Here is a 20,985-nt window from a genome sequence, read left to right on the forward strand (position 1 = left end):
GTACCTTTTATGATTGTAAATGTGTTTGCTGCTCACCTGAAATGCAGTGTTTTCGATAAAAAACGGTGTCGTGTATTCCTTTTAAACAAATGGAAGAGACGGGTGTTAAAGTAAAAGGCAGTCTCCATGTAATTTATATCCTGAATTCTTTTCTCGGGCACCTGATTCTACATGTGTGTGCATCCTTAAGGAATACCAATCCTTTCAATGTGCATGATGATGCTTTCAGTCATACTAAAAAGCTCTTGTATTATATGATATTGTGAAGGCATAACAATATTGGATGCTGCTTGTGCACGGGATACTTCGACTATCTTCTCTTTTACAGAATCCGATAATTATGACAATATGCAATATGAAAATCAGTGAATGAAAAGGAAGCAGCACAATATATAGTAAGGAATGTTTACATGGAGCGCTTTCACTCAAAACATAAGGATTACAATTTTAAATAATGAAAAAATTCCTGTTCAACCGCCTGAAAATATTTTATAATATAACCCGAATGAGGACAGAATCGGGATCAGGTACTCATGAATTATAGGCTATGGGATGCATTAGGAATGAAGGAAGGAATAACCATGAAGCATAACTATTCACGTCTCAGTTTGAAGCAGCGCTGGCTGTCATTTGCGCTCTGTGTTCTTATAGCACTGTTGTTCGGTATATTTGCATGCTATACATACATGGAAGCATATCCGTTTTGGATGAGTTGTATCAGCCTGCTTGTATGTATTCTTATGATATTGACTGCCGTTTTTCTATGTCGTTTGAATCTGAGAAGAAAGAGAATACAGCAGGAATTTGTAAGAGAACTGGATAAGGAAATTCGAAAAAAGGAAAATATCTGTCCGCACTGCGGTGCCATGATGGGGTCAGGGAATACCTGCTCAAAATGCGGTTATAAGGGACACTAGGAAAGGAAGTATTATGGTTGATGTTATCGTAATTGGTGGAGGTCATGCAGGGGTGGAGGCTGCGCTGGCCTGTGCACGTTTGAAGAAAACGACAATTCTCTACTCTATGCATATCGACATGATTGCGTCTATGCCATGCAATCCGAGTGTCGGCGGTCCTGCAAAGGGGATCGTCGTCAGAGAAATAGACGCACTTGGCGGTGAAATGGGAAAAGCTGCCGATGCGACGGCTTTGCAGTTTAAAATGCTGAATACGACAAAGGGGCCGGGTGTTCAGTGTCTCCGTGTACAATCGGATAAACTGGCATACAAGCAGTATATGCAGCAGAAGGTTTTACAGCAACCGCATCTGGAGGTACGTGAGATGTGTGTGGAACAGGTGCTAGCAGAGGATGGTAGGGTTACCGGTATTCGCCAAAAGGATGGCGTGGTAGTGAATTGCCGTGCCCTGATTGTGACGACGGGAACCTTTATGAGCAGCTCTATTCTGGTAGGGCATACTTCAACCCTGAGCGGGCCGGAGGATGAACCGACTACTGAAAATTTATCACAGAGCCTGCGTGAGCTGGGTATTCAAACCTTCCGCCTGAAAACCGGTACACCCGCGCGTGTACTGACATCATCTATTGATTTTACTAAAACAGCTATACAGCCGGGAACGGATGCGTTTATCTGCTTTTCGCAGGATACCAAAGAGATACGGCCGTTTGATAAACAGGCTGTCTGTTATCTAACCTATACAACAGCTAAGACGCATGACATCATAAACCGTAATCTGGAACGCTCTGCCATGTATTCCGGACTGGTAAAGGGGGTTGGTCCACGCTACTGTCCAAGTATTGAGGATAAGCTGGTTCGGTTTGCGGATAAAGAGCGTCATCAGATTTTTCTGGAGCCGGAAAGTGAGTCACTGGATACAACCTATGTACAGGGCTTTTCCACCTCCATGCCACATGATGTCCAGGAGGAAATGCTGCATTCCTTGCCGGGACTGGAAAACTGTGTGATAGAGAAATATGCCTATGCAATAGAATACGATGCCATCGATCCACTGCAGTGCAAGCCGACACTGGAAAATAAAATCATTGAAAATCTGTATACTGCAGGACAGATCAACGGAACCAGCGGATATGAGGAGGCTGCAGCACAGGGACTGATTGCCGGTATCAATGCCGTACGTAAGCTGGATCAAAAGGAACCGCTGATATTGCATCGTGATGAGGCATATATTGGCGTTATGATCGATGACCTGGTGACAAAGGGAACAAAAGAGCCTTATCGTCTTCTTACTTCCCGTGCGGAATACCGTCTGCTGCTGCGCCATGATAATGCGGATGCGAGACTTAGCAGATACGGGCATGAGATTGGCTTACTGAGTGATGAGCGCTTTGCGCGCTTTGAGAATAAAATGAAGGATATTGAGGAAACAATATCCTACCTGGACAGTGTCCGCTTTACACCGAAGTCCACTGTGAATGAGCTGTTGCAGACGCTATCACTGGATGTGTTAAAGGAAGGCATCAGTGCCGCAGAGCTTTTAAAACGACCTGGTGTAACGATAGACCTGCTTCAGCCGTACCTGGGTCGTAGGATTGATACTGCTATTGCAAAGCTGGTGGAAATTGAAATACGCTATGAGGGATATATCAAAAAAGCAAAACGGGATGCCCAGCATCTGCGTGCAATGGATCAGGTGCGCCTGCCAGAGCATTTCGATTATGATCAGGTTGTGAATCTGTCCCTGGAGGCAAGACAGAAGCTGAATAAGATACAGCCTCTGACGATGGGACAGGCTTCTCGTATTTCCGGTGTAAATCCGGCTGATATTGCTGTGCTTGCAGTATTTATGGAACAGCAGAAACGCTCATAAAGTTAAAAACTAAACACGATAGAAAGCCTGTGTTTTTACTTAGCAAATAGATTATGATATGTAGTACGAAAAGAAAACAGCAGCTATAAAGAGGCCTATTATGACAAGATAAAAGCCTTTTCGTAGCTGCTGTTTTTTACGTTCATAAGACAATGCCAGCAGATAAAAGATTTCCTGAACATCCAAAGGTGATTATGGCATTCTTGTTGTGTTGACGATTTTCCGAATCCGGTTGAAATATTCCGGATCATTATCCACTTTGATTGCATACAGAGTGAACAGCGTATCCATCAGCATGAGCTGTGATACACTGGAGGAAATAGCCTCCGGCCGGAATTTGGTTTCTTCTGAAATTGAAAAGAGGAAAATGTCGCTTTTTCGTGCCAATGGGGATGCGGCATTGCTGGTGATGGCGATGATGGGTACATGATTTTCTTTCAGAACATCGACAATACGGAGTACATCCTTGTTTCTTCCGGTATGTGATACGATCAATGCGCAATCCCGTTCGCTGAGACGTCCGGCAACCATAAGCTGCATATGATAATCCAGAGAGAACTGACAGTTTAAAGAGGTACGCAGAAAGCGCTGGTATGCACTATGAACGATGACAGAGGATGCTCCCATACCAAACAGTCCGCATGTTTCAGCGTTGCTGAGAAGCTGAATCGCCTTGTCGAGAGATTCCTGATTCAGAATCGCCATCGTTGAGGAAAGCGAAGTGATTCCACTTTGAAAGGTAGCCTTTGCGATATTCATCGTTGTACCATGTTCATCAAGGGTAGCAAAAAATGATTCGCTTTGATGATCGAAGGGCTCACTTAGCTGCAAACGCATTTCCTGATAATTGCTGTATCCGATTTTTTTTGTGAATCTGGAAATCGCAGACATGGAAACGTCAATATCCCCAGCCAGCTCCTGAATGGAATAGTGTCTGGCAGCTGCCGCATGTTCCAGCAGATAATCTGCAATTTTTTTTTCTGTTTTACTCAAACCGTAATAATGTCCCTTTACCCGTCCTGCAAATTCCATACTCATAACGCCACCCCGCTTTATTAGTTATATTATAACAGAAAATGTATAGATAAGAATAGCTTATTGGAAAATATTTTCATAGTTTGGAAATTAATTTTAATTTAAAACTGATAGAATGAAAATACAATTCCTCTATATTTATTTATAGAATACTTTCTTTTTCACGCAATGATAAATAAAATGTAGTTCATTTTTAACATAATATGTAATAAACATGAATATAATAGGCTAAACAGCATGCTCTTCAGGCTGGAATTAAAATGATTACAAGTATCTAGCCAGTATATAAACATTTCATAAAATGGAAATTATTTGCAAAATATTATTGACTTATTGGAAATTATTTTTATAATAGATGGTGTAAGCGCTATCGGACATGTCAGAGCTTCACCAAAGAAGGAGATGAAGAAATGGAAACTGGTTTCATTGGACTTGGAAGGATGGGGAGTAATCTAGCCTGTAATATGCATTCCAAGGGGATTCAGGTATATGGCTATGATGTTTCGCAGGCCGCAAGAGCAAGAGCGGCAGAAGCAGGAATCTGTGTCAAAGACAGCCTGCAGAAGCTGATAGCTGCACTGCATGCCCCGCGTATTATCTGGCTGATGCTACCTGCCGGAGCTGCAACAGAGGATATGATAAAGCGGCTATCCGAAGTTCTCTCACATGGGGATTTTGTCATAGATGGGGGAAATTCGTTTTATCAGGATTCCATCAGGAATTATGAATTTCTGAAAAAGAAAAACATACATTTCTATGATGCAGGAACCTCAGGGGGTGTTCTGGGGGCACGACAGGGTGCTAACCTTATGATCGGAGGTGAAGAGGAGCATTTTCACACGATTGAGAAGCTGTTTCAATGCATAGCACAGGAACAGGGCTATCTGTATACCGGGGAAGCAGGCAGCGGACATTATCTGAAAATGGTGCACAATGGCATAGAATATGGAATGATGGAGGCGATTGGTGAAGGCTTTGAGCTTTTACAGCACGGCCCGTTTCCTTATGACAATGCACAGGTGGCTAAGCTGTGGAACCATGGCTCTGTTATTCGCAGCTGGCTGATGGAGCTGGCAGAGGAGGCATTTCAGGATGATGTGAATCTGGAAGCTGTAAAGGGTGTTATGTATGCATCCGGTGAAGGTCAGTGGACTGTGGAGGAGGCAATGCGTTGTCAGGTTGCTGTGCCCGTCATAGCAGCTGCACTGATGATGCGGTATCGCTCAATGTATGAGGATACCTTTACCGGAAAGGTAGTCGCATCCCTGCGAAAGGGATTTGGCGGTCATAAAACCGCACAATGATGTACACATTCAAGGAGGCAGAAAAATGCAAATCACGATTGTACAGGCAGTAGTAATTTCCATCTGGATCGGTCTGGTCATGTCACGTTCATTCCTGGGTGGAGCCACAACGACACTTCGCTTTACCCCGATGATGACTGGTCTGATCGTCGGTATCGTATTTGGCCGTGTTGGCGAAGCTATGATTATCACCGCAGCCATTCAGTTGATTTATATGGGCGTCTTTTCACCGGGAGGGCAGATGCCTTCAGAACCGGCCATCGCTGCAGCTATCGCCGTACCGGTTGCATTGCTTGGGGACATGAAGCCGGAAGCAGCTATCGCTGTTGCTGTACCTGTAGGACTTCTGGGATCCTATCTCTATCAGTTTCGCTTTTTCGTCAACACCTTTGTCATGCAGAAATTTACGGATAAATACGCAAAGAGCGCCAATGATAAAATGTTAACGGTATCCATCATTCTGATTCCGATTCTCGTAGCCTTCCTCATCTTTGTACCATTCATGTTTGTATCTCTTTACTATGGTGCACCGGTAATCGCAGATATCGTACAATCCACATCCGGCAGCATTATCTTCCATATTCTGGAGGTCATCGGCGGTGGTCTGGCATCCATCGGTATCGCCGTTACCATCTATGTTATCGGAAAGAAGAATTACATTGCCTTCTTCCTGCTCGCATACTTTGTGGCGGTTGTATTAAAGAGTCTGAATATTACAATGATTACGTATGCAATCATCGGTACCATCATCGCCTTTATCTTTGTACTTTCCAAAACCGAGGCTGTCAGCATGTTCTCAGCTACCGGAATTGCGGCGGCAGAGGATGAGGAAGAGGATGATTATTGATATGAAAACATGGAAAGGTGGATACAGTTATGAGTGAAATGCTGCAGAAAAGCGTAAATCTGGAACCAGAGAAAATCACAAAAAAGGATGTCGGTCTAGCATGGCTGCGATTTTATTTCGCAAATGAAATTCCGCATTCCTTTGATAAATATATAGCGCCGTCACTGATGTGGGCGCTCATGCCGATTTTGAAAAAGCTGTACAAGGATAAGAAGGATTTAGCCGAGGCATATCAGCGTCATTTGCTGTTCTTTAATACGCAGATATCCTGGGGAGGCGGAACGATTACCGGCATTATGGCTTCCCTGGAGGCAGCCCGTGCACAGGAGGTGTACATGGAAACTCCTGTCACGATTGACGATGATTTGATTTATAATACGAAGGCCGGTTTGATGGGAGCCCTTGCAGGTATTGGAGATTCCATTGATTCCGGTACCATTCAGTATATCTTCATTGCGATCGCACTGCCATGGGCACAGCAGGGAAATGCCATCGGTGCCCTGTTTCCATTCATAATGTTTTCCCTGTATCAGCTCATCATCGGCTATTATTTTGCTCAGCTTGGCTTTAAGCTGGGACGGACGGCTGCCAATGAGGTGGTTGGTACAAGAATGCAGATCATCATTGAAGCACTATCAATTCTGGGGTTATTTATGATGGGAATTCTGGCGGCAAATTATGTCAAGGTATCATCTACTCTGGCATTCACTTTGTCCGGTAAGAAATTCGTAATACAGGAGATCCTCGATAGCGTCATGCCTGGAATCCTGCCGCTTCTGACTGTAGGCTGTGTATATTTCTATTTCACAAAGAAGGGACTGAACGTCACGAAAGCATTGATCGGCTTAACCGTAGTTCTCGGTATCTTAGCTGGTATTGGCATTCTGTAATTCGATAAGGAGGAACCATTATGGGAAAGGTAGTTCTGGCAAGAGTTGACGCAAGACTGATTCACGGACAGGTTATGACGGGTCTGTCAAAATCCGCAGGCGCAACCGCAATCTTTGTTGCGGATAATGCGGCGGCACATGATCCGTTCACAAAAAATATCATTCTTCAGGCAGGCTCACGTACCGGATTAAAGGTAAGAGTTTTAAAAGAGGATGGGGCAGTGCGTTACTGGAAGGATCGTGCTTATGATGACTATCATGTCATCCTGCTTACCAAAAGCATTGAGGTCATGGCGGAGATCATACGGGGCGGTGTGCCTGTCAGAGAGCTGAACCTCGGCGGTATTCCGCAAAAGCCGGGGTTGACTTCTATCATTAAGGAAGTCGCAATCAATAAAGAACAATTAAAGCTTCTGCAGGAATTGCAGAGCGAATATGATATAGATATCTATTTTCAGGCAATCCCATCCTCACGCAGGGTATCCCTGAAGGAAGCCGCAAAGCTGTTTGAGGAGCATTCCTGATGGTAGGGATCTTGCTTGTCAGCCATGGAAAAATGGCGGAGGGGATGCTGGACAGCATGAAGCTTATTATGGGAGACTGTGAACAGCTGCAGGCTGTCTCTTTACAGGCGGGGGAAGATTTTGAAGACTTCCGTGCGAAGCTTATGAAGACTATACGTTCCGTAAACAGCGGGGATGGTGTACTTGTCTTTGTCGATCTGTATGGTGCTTCCCCCTTTAATGCATCCTGTTATGCATCTATGCAGTTGAAGCACGAGGATATTGCAGTGCGCATACTGGCAGGAATGAATTTGTCGATGCTGTTGGAAAGTGTGTCATTGCGTGCATCCTCAACACTGGAGGAGCTTGTGCAGATAGCGTCAAAGGCAGGCAGAGACGGCATCTGTGAGCCTGTTACAGTACAGGATGAGGAAAGCGATGGTGATTACTGATGAAGAAGGTGCTCATTACACCGCGTTCCTTCGGGAAATACAATAAGGAGGAATTGATTGCCAGATTGAGAGCACATGGCATTGAACCGGTTTTCAATCCATATGGCACTATTCTTACCGAACAGCAAATGCAGGAAGCATTGCGGGATATGGATGGTCTGATTGTCGGTGTGGATCCGGTAAATGAGGCGGTATTAAGACATGCGGTAAAATTAAAGGCAATCGCAAAGTACGGTGTTGGAGTTGATAATATCGCCTGTGCATATGCGAAAGAAAAGGGCATTACAGTAAGCCGGACAGTCAATGCGAATGCCAATGCTGTAGCGGATTATGCCATGACACTGATGATGTGCGTTGCCCGCCGTGTTGTGGAAATCGACAGCGGCTGTCACCATAATGACTGGTCAAAGAAAGAGGCACTGGATATTTATGGGAAAACCATTGGTGTGCTTGGTCTGGGTGCTATAGGAAAAGGCGTTGTTAAGCGTGCCAGTGGATTTGATATGAAGATATACGGCTATGATATTGTACGTGATGATGCATTTTTACAGGAACATCATGTAACGTTTAGTGATGTGGACACCATCATACGGGAGTGTGATTTCATATCTTTGCATCTTCCATTAACAGCAGAAACAAGACATATCCTGAACAAGGATAATCTGGCACAAGCGAAGAATAATTTGATTATCGTCAATACGGCAAGAGGCGGTTTGATCGATGAGGATGATCTGTATGTCCTCTTAAAGGAGAACAAAATCTATGGTCTGGGTCTGGATGTATTTGAACAGGAGCCTTTAGAGAGCTCTTTGCTTTTGACACTACCGAATGTGATTGTCAGCTCCCATACCGCTGCTTCCTCTCAGGGAGCTATCAATGCGATGAGTACGATGGCAGTGGATAATCTGATTCAATCACTTGAGCAGTAAACGGGATAATGTATAGAAACAGATAAGGAGGAGCTTATGGATAAAACATCATTACTGGCAGAATTGAAAAAGCAAAAGCTGGTGGCCGTCATTCGCGGACAGAATGAGGAGGAGGTCACAAAAATTGTAGATGCGCTGTATCGTGGAGGAATACATTTCATGGAAATCACATATACAATACCACAGGCAGAACAGATTATTGCGCATCTGCAGAGTAGCTATGCATCCTGTGAGGATATTATCATCGGAGCAGGAACCTGTCTGGATATCGTAGCTGCACGTATGGCGATATCGGCGGGAGCGCAGTTTGTGGTTTGTCCGCATCTGGATACTGAAATCATGAAGCTGTGTAACAGCTACCGTATTCCCTGCTTTCCAGGAGCGTCAACCGTGAAGGACGCGCTGGAATGTCTGCGTTATGGAGCGGAGGTAATTAAGCTGTTTCCAGGAGATACCTTCGGGCCAAAAGCAATCAAAGCATTAAAAGGGCCTCTCCCGCAGGCGGATTTCATGCCGACCGGAGGTGTCAACGCAGATAATCTGAGAGAATGGCTGGATCATGGTGCAGTCGCTGTAGGAACCGGAAGCAGTCTGACTAAAGGAGCGGCATCAGGTGATTTTGAGGCTGTGTATGCGGAGGCGCAAAAGCTGGTGAGCATCGTTCATGCATATGAACACGAAAACTAGGCTTCTAATATTTGATATGGACGGTTTGCTCGTGGATACGGAGCGGGTCTATATGGAGGGATGGCTGTATGCTTTGAAAAAACTGCATATCGCTGTTCCGGAACCGGTGGTTCGAAGCTGGGTTGGAAAAAGCTTTCATGAAACCGGAGCATATCTGATGCAGGTATGCCATGAGGAAGCTGTGATAGCTAACATTCGAAAGGCTCGTGAACAGTATATTTATCAATGCCTGCAGGATGGTAGCCTTCATGCTATGCCCTATGCGCTGGATGCTTTGCAGGCTGCGAAGGAATACGGTTATCAGACAGGACTGGCGACTTCATCTCTGAAAAAACGTTCTGTTGCGATACTGGGACATTTGGAATTGCTTTCTTATCTGGATATACCGGTATTTGCGGATGATGTAGAGAAGCTGAAGCCATATCCGGATTTGTACCTTCATGTTTTGAAGCAGGCAAATTGCTCAGCACAGGAGGCAATCGCCTTTGAGGATTCACTTACCGGAGCGCAGGCTGCAGCTACAGCGGGTATATTCACCGTTCTGATTCCGGATCTCAGCTTTTCTGATGTGGAGCAGACATGCCCGCATTATCAATATGCAAAAAATCTGTCAGTCGTAAGAGACATGCTAAAGCAGCTGGATAAATGAGGTGACATGCGATGGAGAAGGAAACCATTCAGGACTTGATACTGCGGTATGGTGTTATTTTAAAAAAGCGAAATACAGAGAAACAGAAAACAGCCTTTCTTCGTGCTGCACAGAAACAGCTGGAGGAGGCTGGCTTCACTGTGGATATCACCTGTGTTGCTGCTTCCATTATGAAGCGGGAAGCAATGCATACGTATAATCTGTATGCAGGTGATTTTAACCATGCAGAGATTGTTTTTGTGACTTATTACGATACACCGCTGCTTCAGCTTTTTCCCAGGGAGCGAAAAGCTTTTGCTTCCAACTGGACGCAGGGGAATTTCCTTCTTCATACGCTGCTGTTCTTACTGTGTATACTTGTGATCGTGTTTCTTTTATACAGCGGCGTATTACCAAATCTGCAGCGCTATGGCTTTATGAGTATCTGGGGAGCTGTCCTGGTGCTAGTATGTTTAAGCGGTTTTTATATAGTGCGGCAAATGCGGGGCGGTATGGCTGCAGGAAATACTATGGTACGCAATTCCTCCAGTCTGATTACACTGTTCGCCCTGGCATCCGAATTATCTGAACAGGAAAAGGAGCATGTCGCTTTCGCTTTGATTGATGAGGGTACGCGATCAGAGTATGGATTAAAGATGCTGGATGCGTATCTTAACGGTAAAAGCATAAAGCGTGTTTATCTGGATGCAATAGGAAATACCGGAAGACTGCAATGCTTCAGCAGGGACGAAATCAGTATATCAGCGGATATGGAATGGCATGAAAAACGAAAGGCTATGGATCCATATGGTGATATCCTGTTGACCAGAGGGGAATTTCAAAATAGCGCGGTCATACTACGTGACGATAAGAATGACCAAGCCATTGAGCACATCATGTCTACAGCTGATGCTCTGCATGAGCTAATCCGGCAATGCTTCGATGTATAACTGAAAAAATAAACTGCGGCTTGTGGTGTTTTCAGAAAATGGCCTTCAATTCATTGATGTTGTGAAGGTAACATAGTATAATAAAAGTAACAACAAGGAGGTCGATTTTTATGGAAAATAAGACCATTATCACCATCAGCAGACAGTTTGGAAGTGGAGGACGTGAGATCGGTAAGAAAATTGCCGAGCAGCTGGGAATACCGTTCTATGACAAGGAGCTCATTGAGATTGCGGCCAAGGAAAGCGGTATGGATAAAGAGCTTTTTGAAGAGGACGATGCCCGTACAAGCAAGGGTTTCCGACTCCTGGGTGCCTTGGGTTATTCATTAGGCGGCCCGTTATCAACTATTACAGAATTATCATTGAATGACCGGTTATATCTTGTACAGGAGGAGGTTATCAAGGGTGTCGCAAACGACGGCCCTTGTGTAATTGTCGGCCGCTGTGCGGATTATGTACTGCGTGATCGCAAGGATGTATTGAATGTATATATTCATGCGGATATGGAGGATCGTAAAAGCCGTGCAGTTCACTCCTATGAGGTGGATGAGCGTGATATTGAAGGAAGCATCAAGAAAATAGATAAGCGCAGAGCAAATTACTATGAATACTACACTGACCGTAAATGGGGGCGTGCAGAAAATTACGATATCAGCATCAATTCCTCTACCTTTGGAATAGACGGTACTGTGGAAATCATCAAGCTGCTGGCACAGAAAAAAGCATTATAAGGAATCATTTGAAAAAAAGAACATATAGTAGAAAGGACTGTATGTTCTTTTTCTGTGTGATTTATGAAGATTTCGTGAAGAACAGCGAAACCCACAATTTCACAAGATTGCTTGACAACATACGTCGTCAGGGTTGCTATACTACAGGTAGAAAGACACAAGGAGGTTTCTGTTATGCAATGGAAATTGACTCACAAACATAATCATGAATGTATAGAAAATAAAGGTGGTAAAACACTGAGCTATGATCCCAATCTGGGAATACAGATCATAGAACAGGATGGTTTTGCTTTTAAGGATCTGGATAACAACGGTATGCTGGATCCCTATGAGGATTGGCGTCTTCCGCTTACTGACAGGATTCAGGATTTTACAAGCCGCTTTGTTTTGTGGCAGGAGGGTGACTGTCTATATTACCGCAAGGGAAAAATTGAATTATCCAGAGAATTCTGCGACTGGATGGAGCATTGCGATAATCGCTCAATGATATTACAGGCAGTTGATCCGGATTTGGAAAATGAGGAGTATCTAAAGGAAAATTACATCCTGGCTATGCTGCTGCTGATGTTTGATAATGACCTCGATACGGGAAAGGAAGACTATCTGCTGCAGTTAATTGTACAGAGTATGGATCTGGGGGTGCTGGAGAATATAATCTATTCCATCATGGAGGCTTTGAAAAAATATGTAACAAAACGTTCTGCCGGAGTACAGCAGGAGCTTATATTATAGGACAGCGCTGAAAAAGTGCTGTTTTGTTTTTACATGGAAAACATTTTGTGAAACCTGTTTGTAAATATGCGAATACCTATATATAGTATTGTAAGTGAGAAGTCTTTCCGCTATAATTCCGCTCATAGAAGAAATGGAGGGATGTCTTGAGAACCTTTATGCTACACCACCCTAATTGCATGGAATGCGGTATGCATTCATTTGACCCTAGAAAAAAGGCCATACGGACAGCCAGGTCAAATGCCGATTATAGTGACTGTAAAGTCTTGTTGTTGGTTAAAAGCCAGTTTTATGAGTATAGGTGCTTGTAAGATCAATAAGAGTAGTAAAGGCAGAATTTGTCGTATAGACTCAAGATATCTCGTACATTTTATTGAAAATATAACAGTAAGCGGATATAACAGGATCAATATGCATGTTTGCATATGCAGGTACCTTTTCTCGGAAAGGATGAGAAGGTATGAAAAAAACAATTATGTTAAGCCTGGCAGTATTGCTGCTTTTTGGCTGCAGTGTGAAAGAAGAACAGAAGGAAAACTACAGCGATGAAATGAAAATAACACACGCAGTTGATTTATCGAAAGAAGACGGAGCGGATAGCGTAGAGCGTGATGGTGATCAAAAGGAATCTCCATATTTTAAGCATCCTGATTTCTATAATATGAAATCAACTAGTACCTTAACACTGCTTCCTAAATTCAAAACGATTCAACAGACAAGTGAATGGAGCTGCGGTGTAGATTCTGCGCTTATGGTATTGCAATACTATGGAAAGCTTGGTGAGTATAATGAGGAAACGCTTGCGCAATTTCGTACCAATAAGCTGAAAAGTGAAGCAACCTCACTGAAATCCATGATACAGATTTTTGAAGGAGTTGGCGGATTCAAAATTCATTCTACGTATGATTACAAAGAAAGTGAATATGAAAAAATCAGTCTTTCCATGATTCAGGATTATCTGAAAAAAGGCATACCTGTTATGGTAGCATGGAATGACTGGGGCGGACATTGGCAGGTTATCATCGGTTACGATACCATGGGAACAGAAACTACACAGGATGACGTGCTGATTGTGGCAGATTCCTATGATACAACGGATCATAATCAGGATGGCTATGGAATTTATCCGGCAGAGCGTTTTTATTATAATTGGACAATGTATGATTTCTTTACGGAAAATTATGGTGTTGCTGAACGTGACAAGCTGTTTATTGCAGTTGAACCGGAGGTATAGCGGTGGTATGTTAAATTTCAAAGTACATTTTGAAGGAAGCCTTGAAGTACAGGCGATGGCATTAAAGAATGGTAGGCGCTGCCCACCCATGGTGTGATGGATATCGTGATTACTATGGAAACAGTATATACAATCCCAGATCTGTAAGCAATGCCTTGTCCGATGGGTTATGTCAGAGTTATTGGACAGCAACAGGGTTGATGGATGAAACCAGCTGGTATATCAGCAATAATGTGGAAGCAGTGCGTGATGATGTCGTAGAGATGGTAGCTGGAAATGCGGTAAGAATACGGTTTCAGGAATACTACGGAGCGGAACGGATGCAGCTTCGTACCCGTTCAGACATACTGAGTGCAATGGTGGTGTATGGATTTCTCACGTACTAGGCTATAAGCCCGCCTATGGTGTCATGGTTATTTACGTATACCCAATAAAGAGCTTATGCTGAAGTTTGCCCAGGCTCTGCAAAAGAAAAATATGGGATATGTGTACCGTATGGCAATTCGCAGTGATGAAATGCTGGATGCAACTCTGGAAATGAATACCTCAGCCATGGAACAAATATGAGAGGAAACACATGATGTAGAAATACCATTATTACAATATAACAATGAGGACAGTCTTTCCTGTGTAGTAACATTGGTATACCTGAATGCCAGAGATACGTATCGCATTGAACGTGAAGAAAAAACAGGAAAAGGGTATGCGGACTTCATATTTCATCCGCAGCGTGAAGGCGATCCGGCAATTATATTGGAATTAAAAAAAGACAGTTCACCGCAGGCCGCACTGAAACAGATACATGAAAAAAACTATTTGCAGAAGGTGAAGGACTGTGAACAGATACTGCTTGCAGGTATCACATATGACAGCAGGACGAAAAAGCATCATGTTTGCATGGAATGTATAAAGCGTGATGATTAGAAGGCAAATTTATAATACCTAAAATGATCTTTCTGCACATAAATGCACAAAATAACAAAAAAGACAGAAGCATGAACCTGTACAGTTTGCAGGCATGGATTCTGTCCTTTGCTTTTTGAATGCTTACTATTGAACAAGTTATAGATTATATAAAGTCTTTTTATAAATAAACTACCTCGCTGCAAGCAATGAGGTAGTTTATTTTGAATTATTTGTTGTAGGATTCTTTTTATGCTGTTAGTATTTCATCATTTCTGATTATTTCGACTATTTTCTATTTTATAAAAATCATTTTATGCAGATGCAGAGAATAAATATATGTTTGAACGGAATGGTCTGGATATAAAATCTGCATTGCTTTTTTATACATCGCCAGTTGCCCCTTATAGCGCTTTCGGAATTCCTGATCGTCGTTTAAAGAGTCTGTTTTAAAATCTATGATCGTGATGCTCTCTTCCTGAAAGCTCACAAAATCCATGTATCCGTGTAATATCTGCGCTTCATCCTTTACCATGAACGGCATTTCATGATGTACATTCCCTGTGCATGCCTGCAAATAATCAGAATCCTTTCCCAGCTGTAAAAGAGTCTGTATATCCCATTTCTTTAAATCCATGCTCAAATCAGCTGCGGTAGTTATAATATCATCACGATTCCAAGGGGGTGTAGCGAGTCTTTCAATCATTTTATGCATCATAGTACCATATATACTTCCCTGTGTAGCTTCATCAAATGTGAAGGCTGGCAATTCCCGTGTTTCCTGTGCGGATGCAGTTACCAGCTCGATGGTGCCGGAAGGCTTTTCATATACCTTAAAAGGATGATATGCAGCTTTTTCCACACTCTGTACCTCACTCTGCCATAAACGGTGCACTTCCTTGATTGTGAAAAGCGGGCTTGGGTTACAGAGGAAGGTCTGCAGAATCCATGAGGTGTAGCCATTGCGGTTGTAGACACCTGACATACTCAGCGGATGGCGGTAGGTATCCAGATCCAGAATACAATCCACAATATGCATCTGTGTCTGTGCACGCGTCGTAGCCACATACAGAATCCGCATTTCTTCCTCCAGCTCTTCCTTGTCTTTCTTATGCTCCATGGCAATTCTCGCAACTGTAGTTCGAACGTATCGCTTTGGTAAATCCATCGCCTTCATAGCAAGACCAAGCTCGGAATCACTGATACAGAAGTCCTTAAATTCAATCGGCGTTTGTTTATCTGTAGACCACAGGAACACTACCGGAAACTGAAGACCTTTAGACTGATGAATGCTCATAACACGAACAACATCTGCCTCACTGCCGATGGGAATTGCTTCGGCTGTCTGTGCGTCCTTGATCTGTTCGATTTGGGAAAGGAATGAGGATAAGCCTGTGGCGTACTGGTCTTCAAATTGAACAGCCTTTTCAAACAACAGATCCAGGTTGGTTTTTTCCTGAATTGTCGTATGGAGCCGGTAGTAATCCTTCAGCTCATACAGCTGGTTTATCAGCTCACTGATACGGAGCTTATTGCCTTGGTGAACGAATTCCTGTAATTGTTCAAAGCCTGGAAACGGATGCTCACAATACCAGGAGTAATAAGACTGTCCTTTTTCCTTCTGCAGCTTTGCTTCTGCCAGATCCATGGTTGATTTCTGAAACAGTGGCGAAAGAAGAGTTGCGGTAAAGCTGATGTCGTCGTGCGGATGAAGAATACATTTCATTGCGGATAAAATCACCTGTACGGCATTTGATTGATAGAAGCCGTATTTTATATCAATAAAATATGGGATGTTTAATTCATCAAATATCTTCTTCATATCATCCTTACGGGCGTTTCCGCGCACAAGAACGACAAAGTCCTTCCATTTCCGCTGTTCCCGTTCCCTGATTTCCAGAATCTGATTGGCGATATAGCTGGCCTTCAGCTCATTTTTAGAAACGATCAGTCCTTCTGCCTCCTTGATTTCATTATGGAATACTGCATGGAAGCAGATTGGAACATTTCCTTCCAGCTGGGCAGGAACACCAGTTTCCACATCGTCCTCCTTCGCATAGCTGCAGGAAAAACCGTCGATGTTCATCAGCTGCTTAAATAAATCATTATTGAAATCTACAATCATTTTCTTGGAACGGTAATTGTTGGACAGATAAATGACCTCATCATAAACACCGCGATGATCAATCAGTCCTTTCATCAAGGCTGGCTTGGCATGGCGGAAGCCATATATAGACTGCTTGATATCACCGACACGAAATACATTATTCTTTCTGCAGATCAGCATAACAAGCTGATTTTGCACATCGTTGCTGTCCTGAAATTCATCAACCATGATTTCCACAAATTTATCACGGTATAGATCGGCAACCTGACCGCCCTTTGCCTGTAGTATCTCCAGAGCGAAATGCTCCATATCATCAAAATCTATGACCTTATGCTCCTCCTTTGTACGGGCATAGACACTGCGGTAATCCTGGCACATTTCCACCAGCTTTTTCACATACGGATACAGATAGCGGATATCCCGCATAAATTCATCCTCACTGAACAGGATATCCAGCTGTGCATCCTCCAATCCCAGCAGACCTTTGCGCAGACGCGCATATTCCTTGTCCTCTTTATCCGGACTGGGCGGTACTACGGCATGTACGATGGCGAGAAAGGCAGTGCGGTATGCCTGATAATCCTGCTGCTGCAATGCATCCTTCAAATCCTTTACAGCCAATAGCTTCTGTTCCACAATGGCATGCTTTTTTACCTGATCGTCATATTTCAGACGGTATAGCTCATCTATTCGGGTAAGTGTTTCCTCATAGCGTGATGCTTCCACATGGAGATATTCAAAGAAATTTTCATAGACTTCCTTTGGCAACTCCTCCAGCAGCTTCTTATCACGGTAATTCTCTGCCAGAGAATCCAGCCACTCGTTTGGATTGGATTTGCTGGAAGCTAATACAGCCAGATTCATAATCATAGAGCGTAGTGCATCATCGTTCTCCGCTCTGGCCGAAAACATTTGACACAGCTGTAAAAAGACGGGATCCTGCAGCTGGTATTGTTTTGCGAAGGCTTCCTCCAGTGCCTGCTGCTGAAACAGAACCATGGTTCCATTATCCATAATGCTTTTGATACGCTGGGGGTCCAGTCCAAGAATATAATAATATTCCTGAATAATGGAAAGACAGAAGGAGTGAATCGTTGATATATGTGCTGTTTGAATACTCGTCAGCTGGCGTGTGATATATGCCTTTTCATCCTCTGTCTGTGCGGTAAGCATAGCACTTTGCAGCTCAGTAGCAAGACGCTTTTTCATTTCATTGGCAGCAGCCTCCGTAAAGGTCATGGCAAGAATGGAGTCAATGGAAACATGATCCTTCATAACCAGATCCATGAGGCGGGCAATCAGTACCGTTGTCTTTCCACTACCGGCGGATGCGGAAACCAGGATATTGCGCTCCTTTGTCTGAATTGCCTTTAACTGCATGGGATTCCATTCAGGCATCCTCATCACTTCCTTTCGCTTGCTGGTAGATATCATCCTCTACCTCTACCAGCTGTGTTTTTTCTGCATATATGCCTTTAAAGCGGCATATTTCGTAATAGCTGCAAAACATGCAGGCTTCTTCCATCGGCATACAGCGAATGTCACCGTTCAGTATCCTGTTACCGATGAGCTGATACATCTGTGTAAAATAGCGTTCTATGCTGGAAAGCTCATACAGCTTGCGGGCCTTTACAGCACCTTCCTTATTTTGTGTGACACCAACGATATGCGTGCCATTGTCATCCAGTGCCTGAATTTCATGATCCATTACCCATCCGTTTAAGCGGTGTGACTTATAGCGTACCTCCTCATATTCCTCCTTGCTGGAAGGCATATGGGTTACCGGCTTGCGCCGGGACAGCTTTCCTGCGGTATACGGAATATTTTCATTTTTTAATGATACATAGAAGGCGCCCAAAACACGTTTTTGAAACTCTTTACTACAGACGATGGCATAGGTCAGCAGCTGTAATTGCAGGGCTGCGAATACATTGGTCTGGGATAGCGTCTTAGCAGAGCTTTTGTAATCGAGAATACACAGAAATTCATCGGATGTATCAATGCGGTCGATATAGCCCTTTAATGCCAGATTAACCTTCTCGTTTAACGGTATCTGATAATGAAATTCCTTTTCGCTTTGATAAGGGGACAGCAGGGAATGCTGCTCATATTCATCTAAGAGTGATAATGTCTGTGTCATAGATGTCAGAATACGCTGTGCGACATTTTCCAGCTTTTTCTCCAGAGAAGGAAATACATCCTGCATAACCGTAATCTCCTTCATGAGGATTTCCTCAATTTTTTCCTCTGCAACCCTTGTATATTCCTTGCCGTATTCCTCGGTAAATGTTTCCAGAAGATAATGGGACAGCGTACCGGCATAGGAGTCAGGGAAACCGACCTTCATCGGTTCGCGCAGGGACAGGCCATAGCGCAGAAAATAGGAGAAGGGACACTTTACGTAACGTTCCAGAGCAGATATGGAGCCGTGAATATTGCCGTCTCTCACAAACAAAGCTTCTGCCATAGCAGGTGACAGCGTTATGTTGGTAGAAACTGGTTCATAGCTTCCATACAGCGGATAGGGGCTGGATTTTGCTTTTGGATCATGCAGCAGCTTTCTTACAAATTCCTCTATTTCCAGTGCAGCCTCCATTCCTTTTCCCTCATAGGTTCCTAGCGGATAGGAAACGTAAATATGAGGGGCGGCATACAGCTGTGCAGATATCTGTTCCAGATAAAACTGGTAGCGCTGTTCCATGGTAGGATACGTGCTGATAAATGCATGATAATTTTCGTCAAAAATCCCTTTTTTCGTTTGAAAAGCAGGATAGTCCTTTTGTGTACAGCCAAGAAGAAACTGGTGCTCTCTGCAGAAGGGAGCTTGCCGCAAATCGGATACGATAACACCCTTTCGCTGGCTTGGTGCACTGCTTTGTGAGATATCATCGAGAAAGTACAGAAAGAAGGTGATATCCTCTTTCTTATTTATATAAGGATAGAGTTCCTTCAGCATTGTTTCAATGTGCAGAAGAATATTGGTATCCGAACCATCCTGTGCGATGGATTCTCTTACGTAGGTAGAAACGGTTTGTATCAGCGCAGGCAGGGAATCCGGCTGTGTTAGCGGATCTGTTAGCTCCTTTACCTGTCTGCGTACCTGTTCTGCATCCTCCTCCAGCTTCTGCAGCTTTGTAAGCTCAACTGTATCCAGAATATGTCCCTGCTCTGTAATGCCTTGCAGGTGGTCAAAGGGTTCCTTGATATCACAGGAGAATACATCGAGATAATCCTTCAGCTTTTGCAGCTGCTCTATGTGGAAAACTCCACAGTCCAGGACATTGCGCAGGGAATCTGTGTCCGGTTTTAAATAATAGGAAAAAAGAGCGGAAAAACGGTGCGGAATGATGCTGGAGCGGGAATCCTGCAGGAGGGTGTAGGGGATATGATAACGCTGAAATATCTGTGCAAGTATTGGTTTATAGGATGTATTAGCCAGAGTGATATGCAGTGTGTCCGCATCCAGATCATGGTCGATGATGTACTGGGCGCAGGCTTCAATTTCCTGCCGCTTGTTGACTGCATGAAAAAAGGAAACTGTTGGTTCATATGTTGCAGGCTTTATACGGTGTGCCCCCTGTTGAACAAGCTGCTGTATGAGCTGTTCCTCCTCCAGGGTATGGCAGACGTCCAGAATGTAAAGCTCCTTTAAAGCATGCTTCCGGATGTTTTTGAGTGCTGCATGCATCTGAGTAGAGGGTACTGCAATATCAGAAAGCTGTGTGAGAATTGTAAATAGCTCTTTTTGTGCCTCACTGCTTTGCGGCAGCTCGTGCAGAGGTATCTTCCAGAAGCACAGCGAATCCAGAAATCCTCTGCATTCGTTTAGAAAGACTGGAGAATCTGCCACATCCTGATAAATTTTTAAATCTGGAAGGATCGTTTGTATACGTTCCTTATACAGATATAGGGCCGTATGCTTAGGCAGTACCGTTGAAGCTGTTTGCTGCTGCAGCCATCCCTGCAGGGTGTTCAGCTTCAGACCAAGCATACCGCTGCGTGTTTTTAACAGCTCTTCACGTATGGAAGCATGCAGATAGGAAGGGGCAAGCAAGGTTGTTCCCGGTTTTAGTTCTTGTAAGAATGTCATATGATACCTCCCGTGTATATACTTTTGATACTTTATATTCATTATATGGAATCTGGTATAATCATACCATATTGCCTGCAGAACATCGACGAAAATCTGTCTGTATAAATATGGGAAAGGATCACCCTGCATATATACAGGTGGTCATTTATTAGGTGTTGGAAGCTGATGTACAA

General features: G+C 43.7%; 19 protein-coding genes. 16 read left to right on the plus strand and 3 right to left on the minus strand.

Annotation, left to right across the window (positions count from 1 at the left end):
* Positions 1-581: 581 nt before the first annotated feature.
* Together GKZ87_01495 and mnmG are read left to right on the plus strand one after the other, a co-directional pair.
* On the plus strand, positions 582-917 hold the full coding sequence (locus tag GKZ87_01495) for a hypothetical protein (GenBank protein QSI27846.1): 336 nt from the start codon (positions 582-584) through the stop codon (positions 915-917).
* Positions 918-930: 13 nt separating this feature from the next.
* A complete protein-coding gene (gene mnmG, locus GKZ87_01500) occupies positions 931-2,787 on the plus strand; it encodes a tRNA uridine-5-carboxymethylaminomethyl(34) synthesis enzyme MnmG (protein QSI24269.1) in 1,857 nt (618 codons plus the stop codon).
* A gap of 192 nt (positions 2,788-2,979) precedes the next feature.
* Here the strand turns inward: mnmG and GKZ87_01505 are convergent, their stop codons facing one another.
* Positions 2,980-3,825 carry an SIS domain-containing protein gene (locus tag GKZ87_01505; GenBank protein ID QSI24270.1) on the minus strand — a complete coding sequence of 282 codons (846 nt, stop codon included), beginning with the start codon at positions 3,823-3,825 and terminating at the stop codon, positions 2,980-2,982.
* A 407-nt stretch (positions 3,826-4,232) separates the two neighbouring features.
* On the opposite strand from GKZ87_01505, the gene gnd reads away from it, so the two are divergent.
* The 14 genes from gnd to GKZ87_01575 all read left to right on the plus strand — a co-directional run bounded on the left by gnd (position 4,233) and on the right by GKZ87_01575 (position 14,633).
* Complete coding sequence (gene gnd, locus GKZ87_01510) at positions 4,233-5,126, plus strand: decarboxylating 6-phosphogluconate dehydrogenase (protein QSI24271.1); 894 nt, start codon at positions 4,233-4,235, stop codon at positions 5,124-5,126.
* A gap of 25 nt (positions 5,127-5,151) precedes the next feature.
* On the plus strand, positions 5,152-5,973 hold the full coding sequence (locus GKZ87_01515; GenBank protein ID QSI24272.1) for a PTS sugar transporter subunit IIC: 822 nt from the start codon (positions 5,152-5,154) through the stop codon (positions 5,971-5,973).
* 29 nt (positions 5,974-6,002) lie between these two features.
* Positions 6,003-6,863: a PTS system mannose/fructose/sorbose family transporter subunit IID gene (locus tag GKZ87_01520; protein ID QSI24273.1), complete on the plus strand. Its 861-nt coding sequence runs from the start codon at positions 6,003-6,005 to the stop codon at positions 6,861-6,863.
* Positions 6,864-6,883: 20 nt separating this feature from the next.
* Positions 6,884-7,387: a PTS mannose/fructose/sorbose transporter subunit IIB gene (locus tag GKZ87_01525; GenBank protein QSI24274.1), complete on the plus strand. Its 504-nt coding sequence runs from the start codon at positions 6,884-6,886 to the stop codon at positions 7,385-7,387.
* Positions 7,387-7,818, plus strand: coding sequence for a PTS sugar transporter subunit IIA (locus GKZ87_01530; GenBank protein ID QSI24275.1), 432 nt, complete (start codon positions 7,387-7,389; stop codon positions 7,816-7,818). Before GKZ87_01525 ends, GKZ87_01530 begins: the two co-directional genes overlap by 1 nt.
* Positions 7,818-8,747 carry a hydroxyacid dehydrogenase gene (locus GKZ87_01535; GenBank protein ID QSI24276.1) on the plus strand — a complete coding sequence of 310 codons (930 nt, stop codon included), beginning with the start codon at positions 7,818-7,820 and terminating at the stop codon, positions 8,745-8,747. Before GKZ87_01530 ends, GKZ87_01535 begins: the two co-directional genes overlap by 1 nt.
* Before the next feature lie 36 nt (positions 8,748-8,783).
* Entirely contained in the window at positions 8,784-9,434 is a 651-nt protein-coding gene (gene eda / locus GKZ87_01540; GenBank protein QSI24277.1) for a bifunctional 4-hydroxy-2-oxoglutarate aldolase/2-dehydro-3-deoxy-phosphogluconate aldolase, read from the plus strand.
* Positions 9,418-10,083, plus strand: a complete 666-nt coding sequence (locus GKZ87_01545; GenBank protein ID QSI24278.1) for an HAD-IA family hydrolase — start codon at positions 9,418-9,420, stop codon at positions 10,081-10,083. The genes eda and GKZ87_01545 overlap by 17 nt, the downstream gene beginning before the upstream one ends.
* 11 nt (positions 10,084-10,094) lie before the next feature.
* Positions 10,095-11,012, plus strand: coding sequence for a hypothetical protein (locus GKZ87_01550; protein QSI24279.1), 918 nt, complete (start codon positions 10,095-10,097; stop codon positions 11,010-11,012).
* A gap of 110 nt (positions 11,013-11,122) precedes the next feature.
* The gene (locus GKZ87_01555) at positions 11,123-11,743 is read left to right on the plus strand and encodes a cytidylate kinase-like family protein (GenBank protein ID QSI24280.1); all 621 of its coding nucleotides are present in this window, start codon (positions 11,123-11,125) and stop codon (positions 11,741-11,743) included.
* Positions 11,744-11,917: 174 nt separating this feature from the next.
* Complete coding sequence (locus GKZ87_01560; GenBank protein ID QSI24281.1) at positions 11,918-12,475, plus strand: beta-glucosidase; 558 nt, start codon at positions 11,918-11,920, stop codon at positions 12,473-12,475.
* 460 nt (positions 12,476-12,935) lie between these two features.
* On the plus strand, positions 12,936-13,709 hold the full coding sequence (locus GKZ87_01565; GenBank protein ID QSI24282.1) for a hypothetical protein: 774 nt from the start codon (positions 12,936-12,938) through the stop codon (positions 13,707-13,709).
* 68 nt (positions 13,710-13,777) lie between these two features.
* Entirely contained in the window at positions 13,778-14,095 is a 318-nt protein-coding gene (locus tag GKZ87_01570) for a hypothetical protein (GenBank protein ID QSI24283.1), read from the plus strand.
* A gap of 202 nt (positions 14,096-14,297) precedes the next feature.
* Entirely contained in the window at positions 14,298-14,633 is a 336-nt protein-coding gene (locus GKZ87_01575; GenBank protein ID QSI24284.1) for a hypothetical protein, read from the plus strand.
* Between the two features lie 274 nt (positions 14,634-14,907).
* Here GKZ87_01575 and GKZ87_01580 read toward each other — a convergent pair whose 3' ends face one another.
* Both GKZ87_01580 and GKZ87_01585 read right to left on the minus strand, forming a co-directional pair.
* On the minus strand, positions 14,908-18,117 hold the full coding sequence (locus tag GKZ87_01580) for an AAA family ATPase (GenBank protein ID QSI24285.1): 3,210 nt from the start codon (positions 18,115-18,117) through the stop codon (positions 14,908-14,910).
* Positions 18,110-20,809: a hypothetical protein gene (locus GKZ87_01585; GenBank protein QSI24286.1), complete on the minus strand. Its 2,700-nt coding sequence runs from the start codon at positions 20,807-20,809 to the stop codon at positions 18,110-18,112. The genes GKZ87_01580 and GKZ87_01585 overlap by 8 nt, the downstream gene beginning before the upstream one ends.
* Between the last annotated feature and the right edge of the window lie 176 nt (positions 20,810-20,985).

The sequence above is a fragment of the Erysipelotrichaceae bacterium 66202529 genome, assembly GCA_017161075.1.
GTDB lineage: Bacteria > Bacillota_I > Bacilli_A > Erysipelotrichales > Erysipelotrichaceae > Clostridium_AQ.

Excerpts from the sequence above, each read along its gene's own strand:
- GKZ87_01495 (QSI27846.1), top strand. The coding sequence starts at position 582 with ATGAAGCATAACTATTCACGTCTCAGTTTGAAGCAGCGCTGGCTGTCA.
- mnmG (QSI24269.1), top strand. The coding sequence starts at position 931 with ATGGTTGATGTTATCGTAATTGGTGGAGGTCATGCAGGGGTGGAGGCT.
- GKZ87_01505 (QSI24270.1), bottom strand. The coding sequence starts at position 3,825 with ATGAGTATGGAATTTGCAGGACGGGTAAAGGGACATTATTACGGTTTG.
- gnd (QSI24271.1), top strand. The coding sequence starts at position 4,233 with ATGGAAACTGGTTTCATTGGACTTGGAAGGATGGGGAGTAATCTAGCC.
- GKZ87_01515 (QSI24272.1), top strand. The coding sequence starts at position 5,152 with ATGCAAATCACGATTGTACAGGCAGTAGTAATTTCCATCTGGATCGGT.
- GKZ87_01520 (QSI24273.1), top strand. The coding sequence starts at position 6,003 with ATGAGTGAAATGCTGCAGAAAAGCGTAAATCTGGAACCAGAGAAAATC.
- GKZ87_01525 (QSI24274.1), top strand. The coding sequence starts at position 6,884 with ATGGGAAAGGTAGTTCTGGCAAGAGTTGACGCAAGACTGATTCACGGA.
- GKZ87_01530 (QSI24275.1), top strand. The coding sequence starts at position 7,387 with ATGGTAGGGATCTTGCTTGTCAGCCATGGAAAAATGGCGGAGGGGATG.
- GKZ87_01535 (QSI24276.1), top strand. The coding sequence starts at position 7,818 with ATGAAGAAGGTGCTCATTACACCGCGTTCCTTCGGGAAATACAATAAG.
- eda (QSI24277.1), top strand. The coding sequence starts at position 8,784 with ATGGATAAAACATCATTACTGGCAGAATTGAAAAAGCAAAAGCTGGTG.
- GKZ87_01545 (QSI24278.1), top strand. The coding sequence starts at position 9,418 with ATGAACACGAAAACTAGGCTTCTAATATTTGATATGGACGGTTTGCTC.
- GKZ87_01550 (QSI24279.1), top strand. The coding sequence starts at position 10,095 with ATGGAGAAGGAAACCATTCAGGACTTGATACTGCGGTATGGTGTTATT.
- GKZ87_01555 (QSI24280.1), top strand. The coding sequence starts at position 11,123 with ATGGAAAATAAGACCATTATCACCATCAGCAGACAGTTTGGAAGTGGA.
- GKZ87_01560 (QSI24281.1), top strand. The coding sequence starts at position 11,918 with ATGCAATGGAAATTGACTCACAAACATAATCATGAATGTATAGAAAAT.
- GKZ87_01565 (QSI24282.1), top strand. The coding sequence starts at position 12,936 with ATGAAAAAAACAATTATGTTAAGCCTGGCAGTATTGCTGCTTTTTGGC.
- GKZ87_01570 (QSI24283.1), top strand. The coding sequence starts at position 13,778 with ATGGTAGGCGCTGCCCACCCATGGTGTGATGGATATCGTGATTACTAT.
- GKZ87_01580 (QSI24285.1), bottom strand. The coding sequence starts at position 18,117 with ATGCCTGAATGGAATCCCATGCAGTTAAAGGCAATTCAGACAAAGGAG.
- GKZ87_01585 (QSI24286.1), bottom strand. The coding sequence starts at position 20,809 with ATGACATTCTTACAAGAACTAAAACCGGGAACAACCTTGCTTGCCCCT.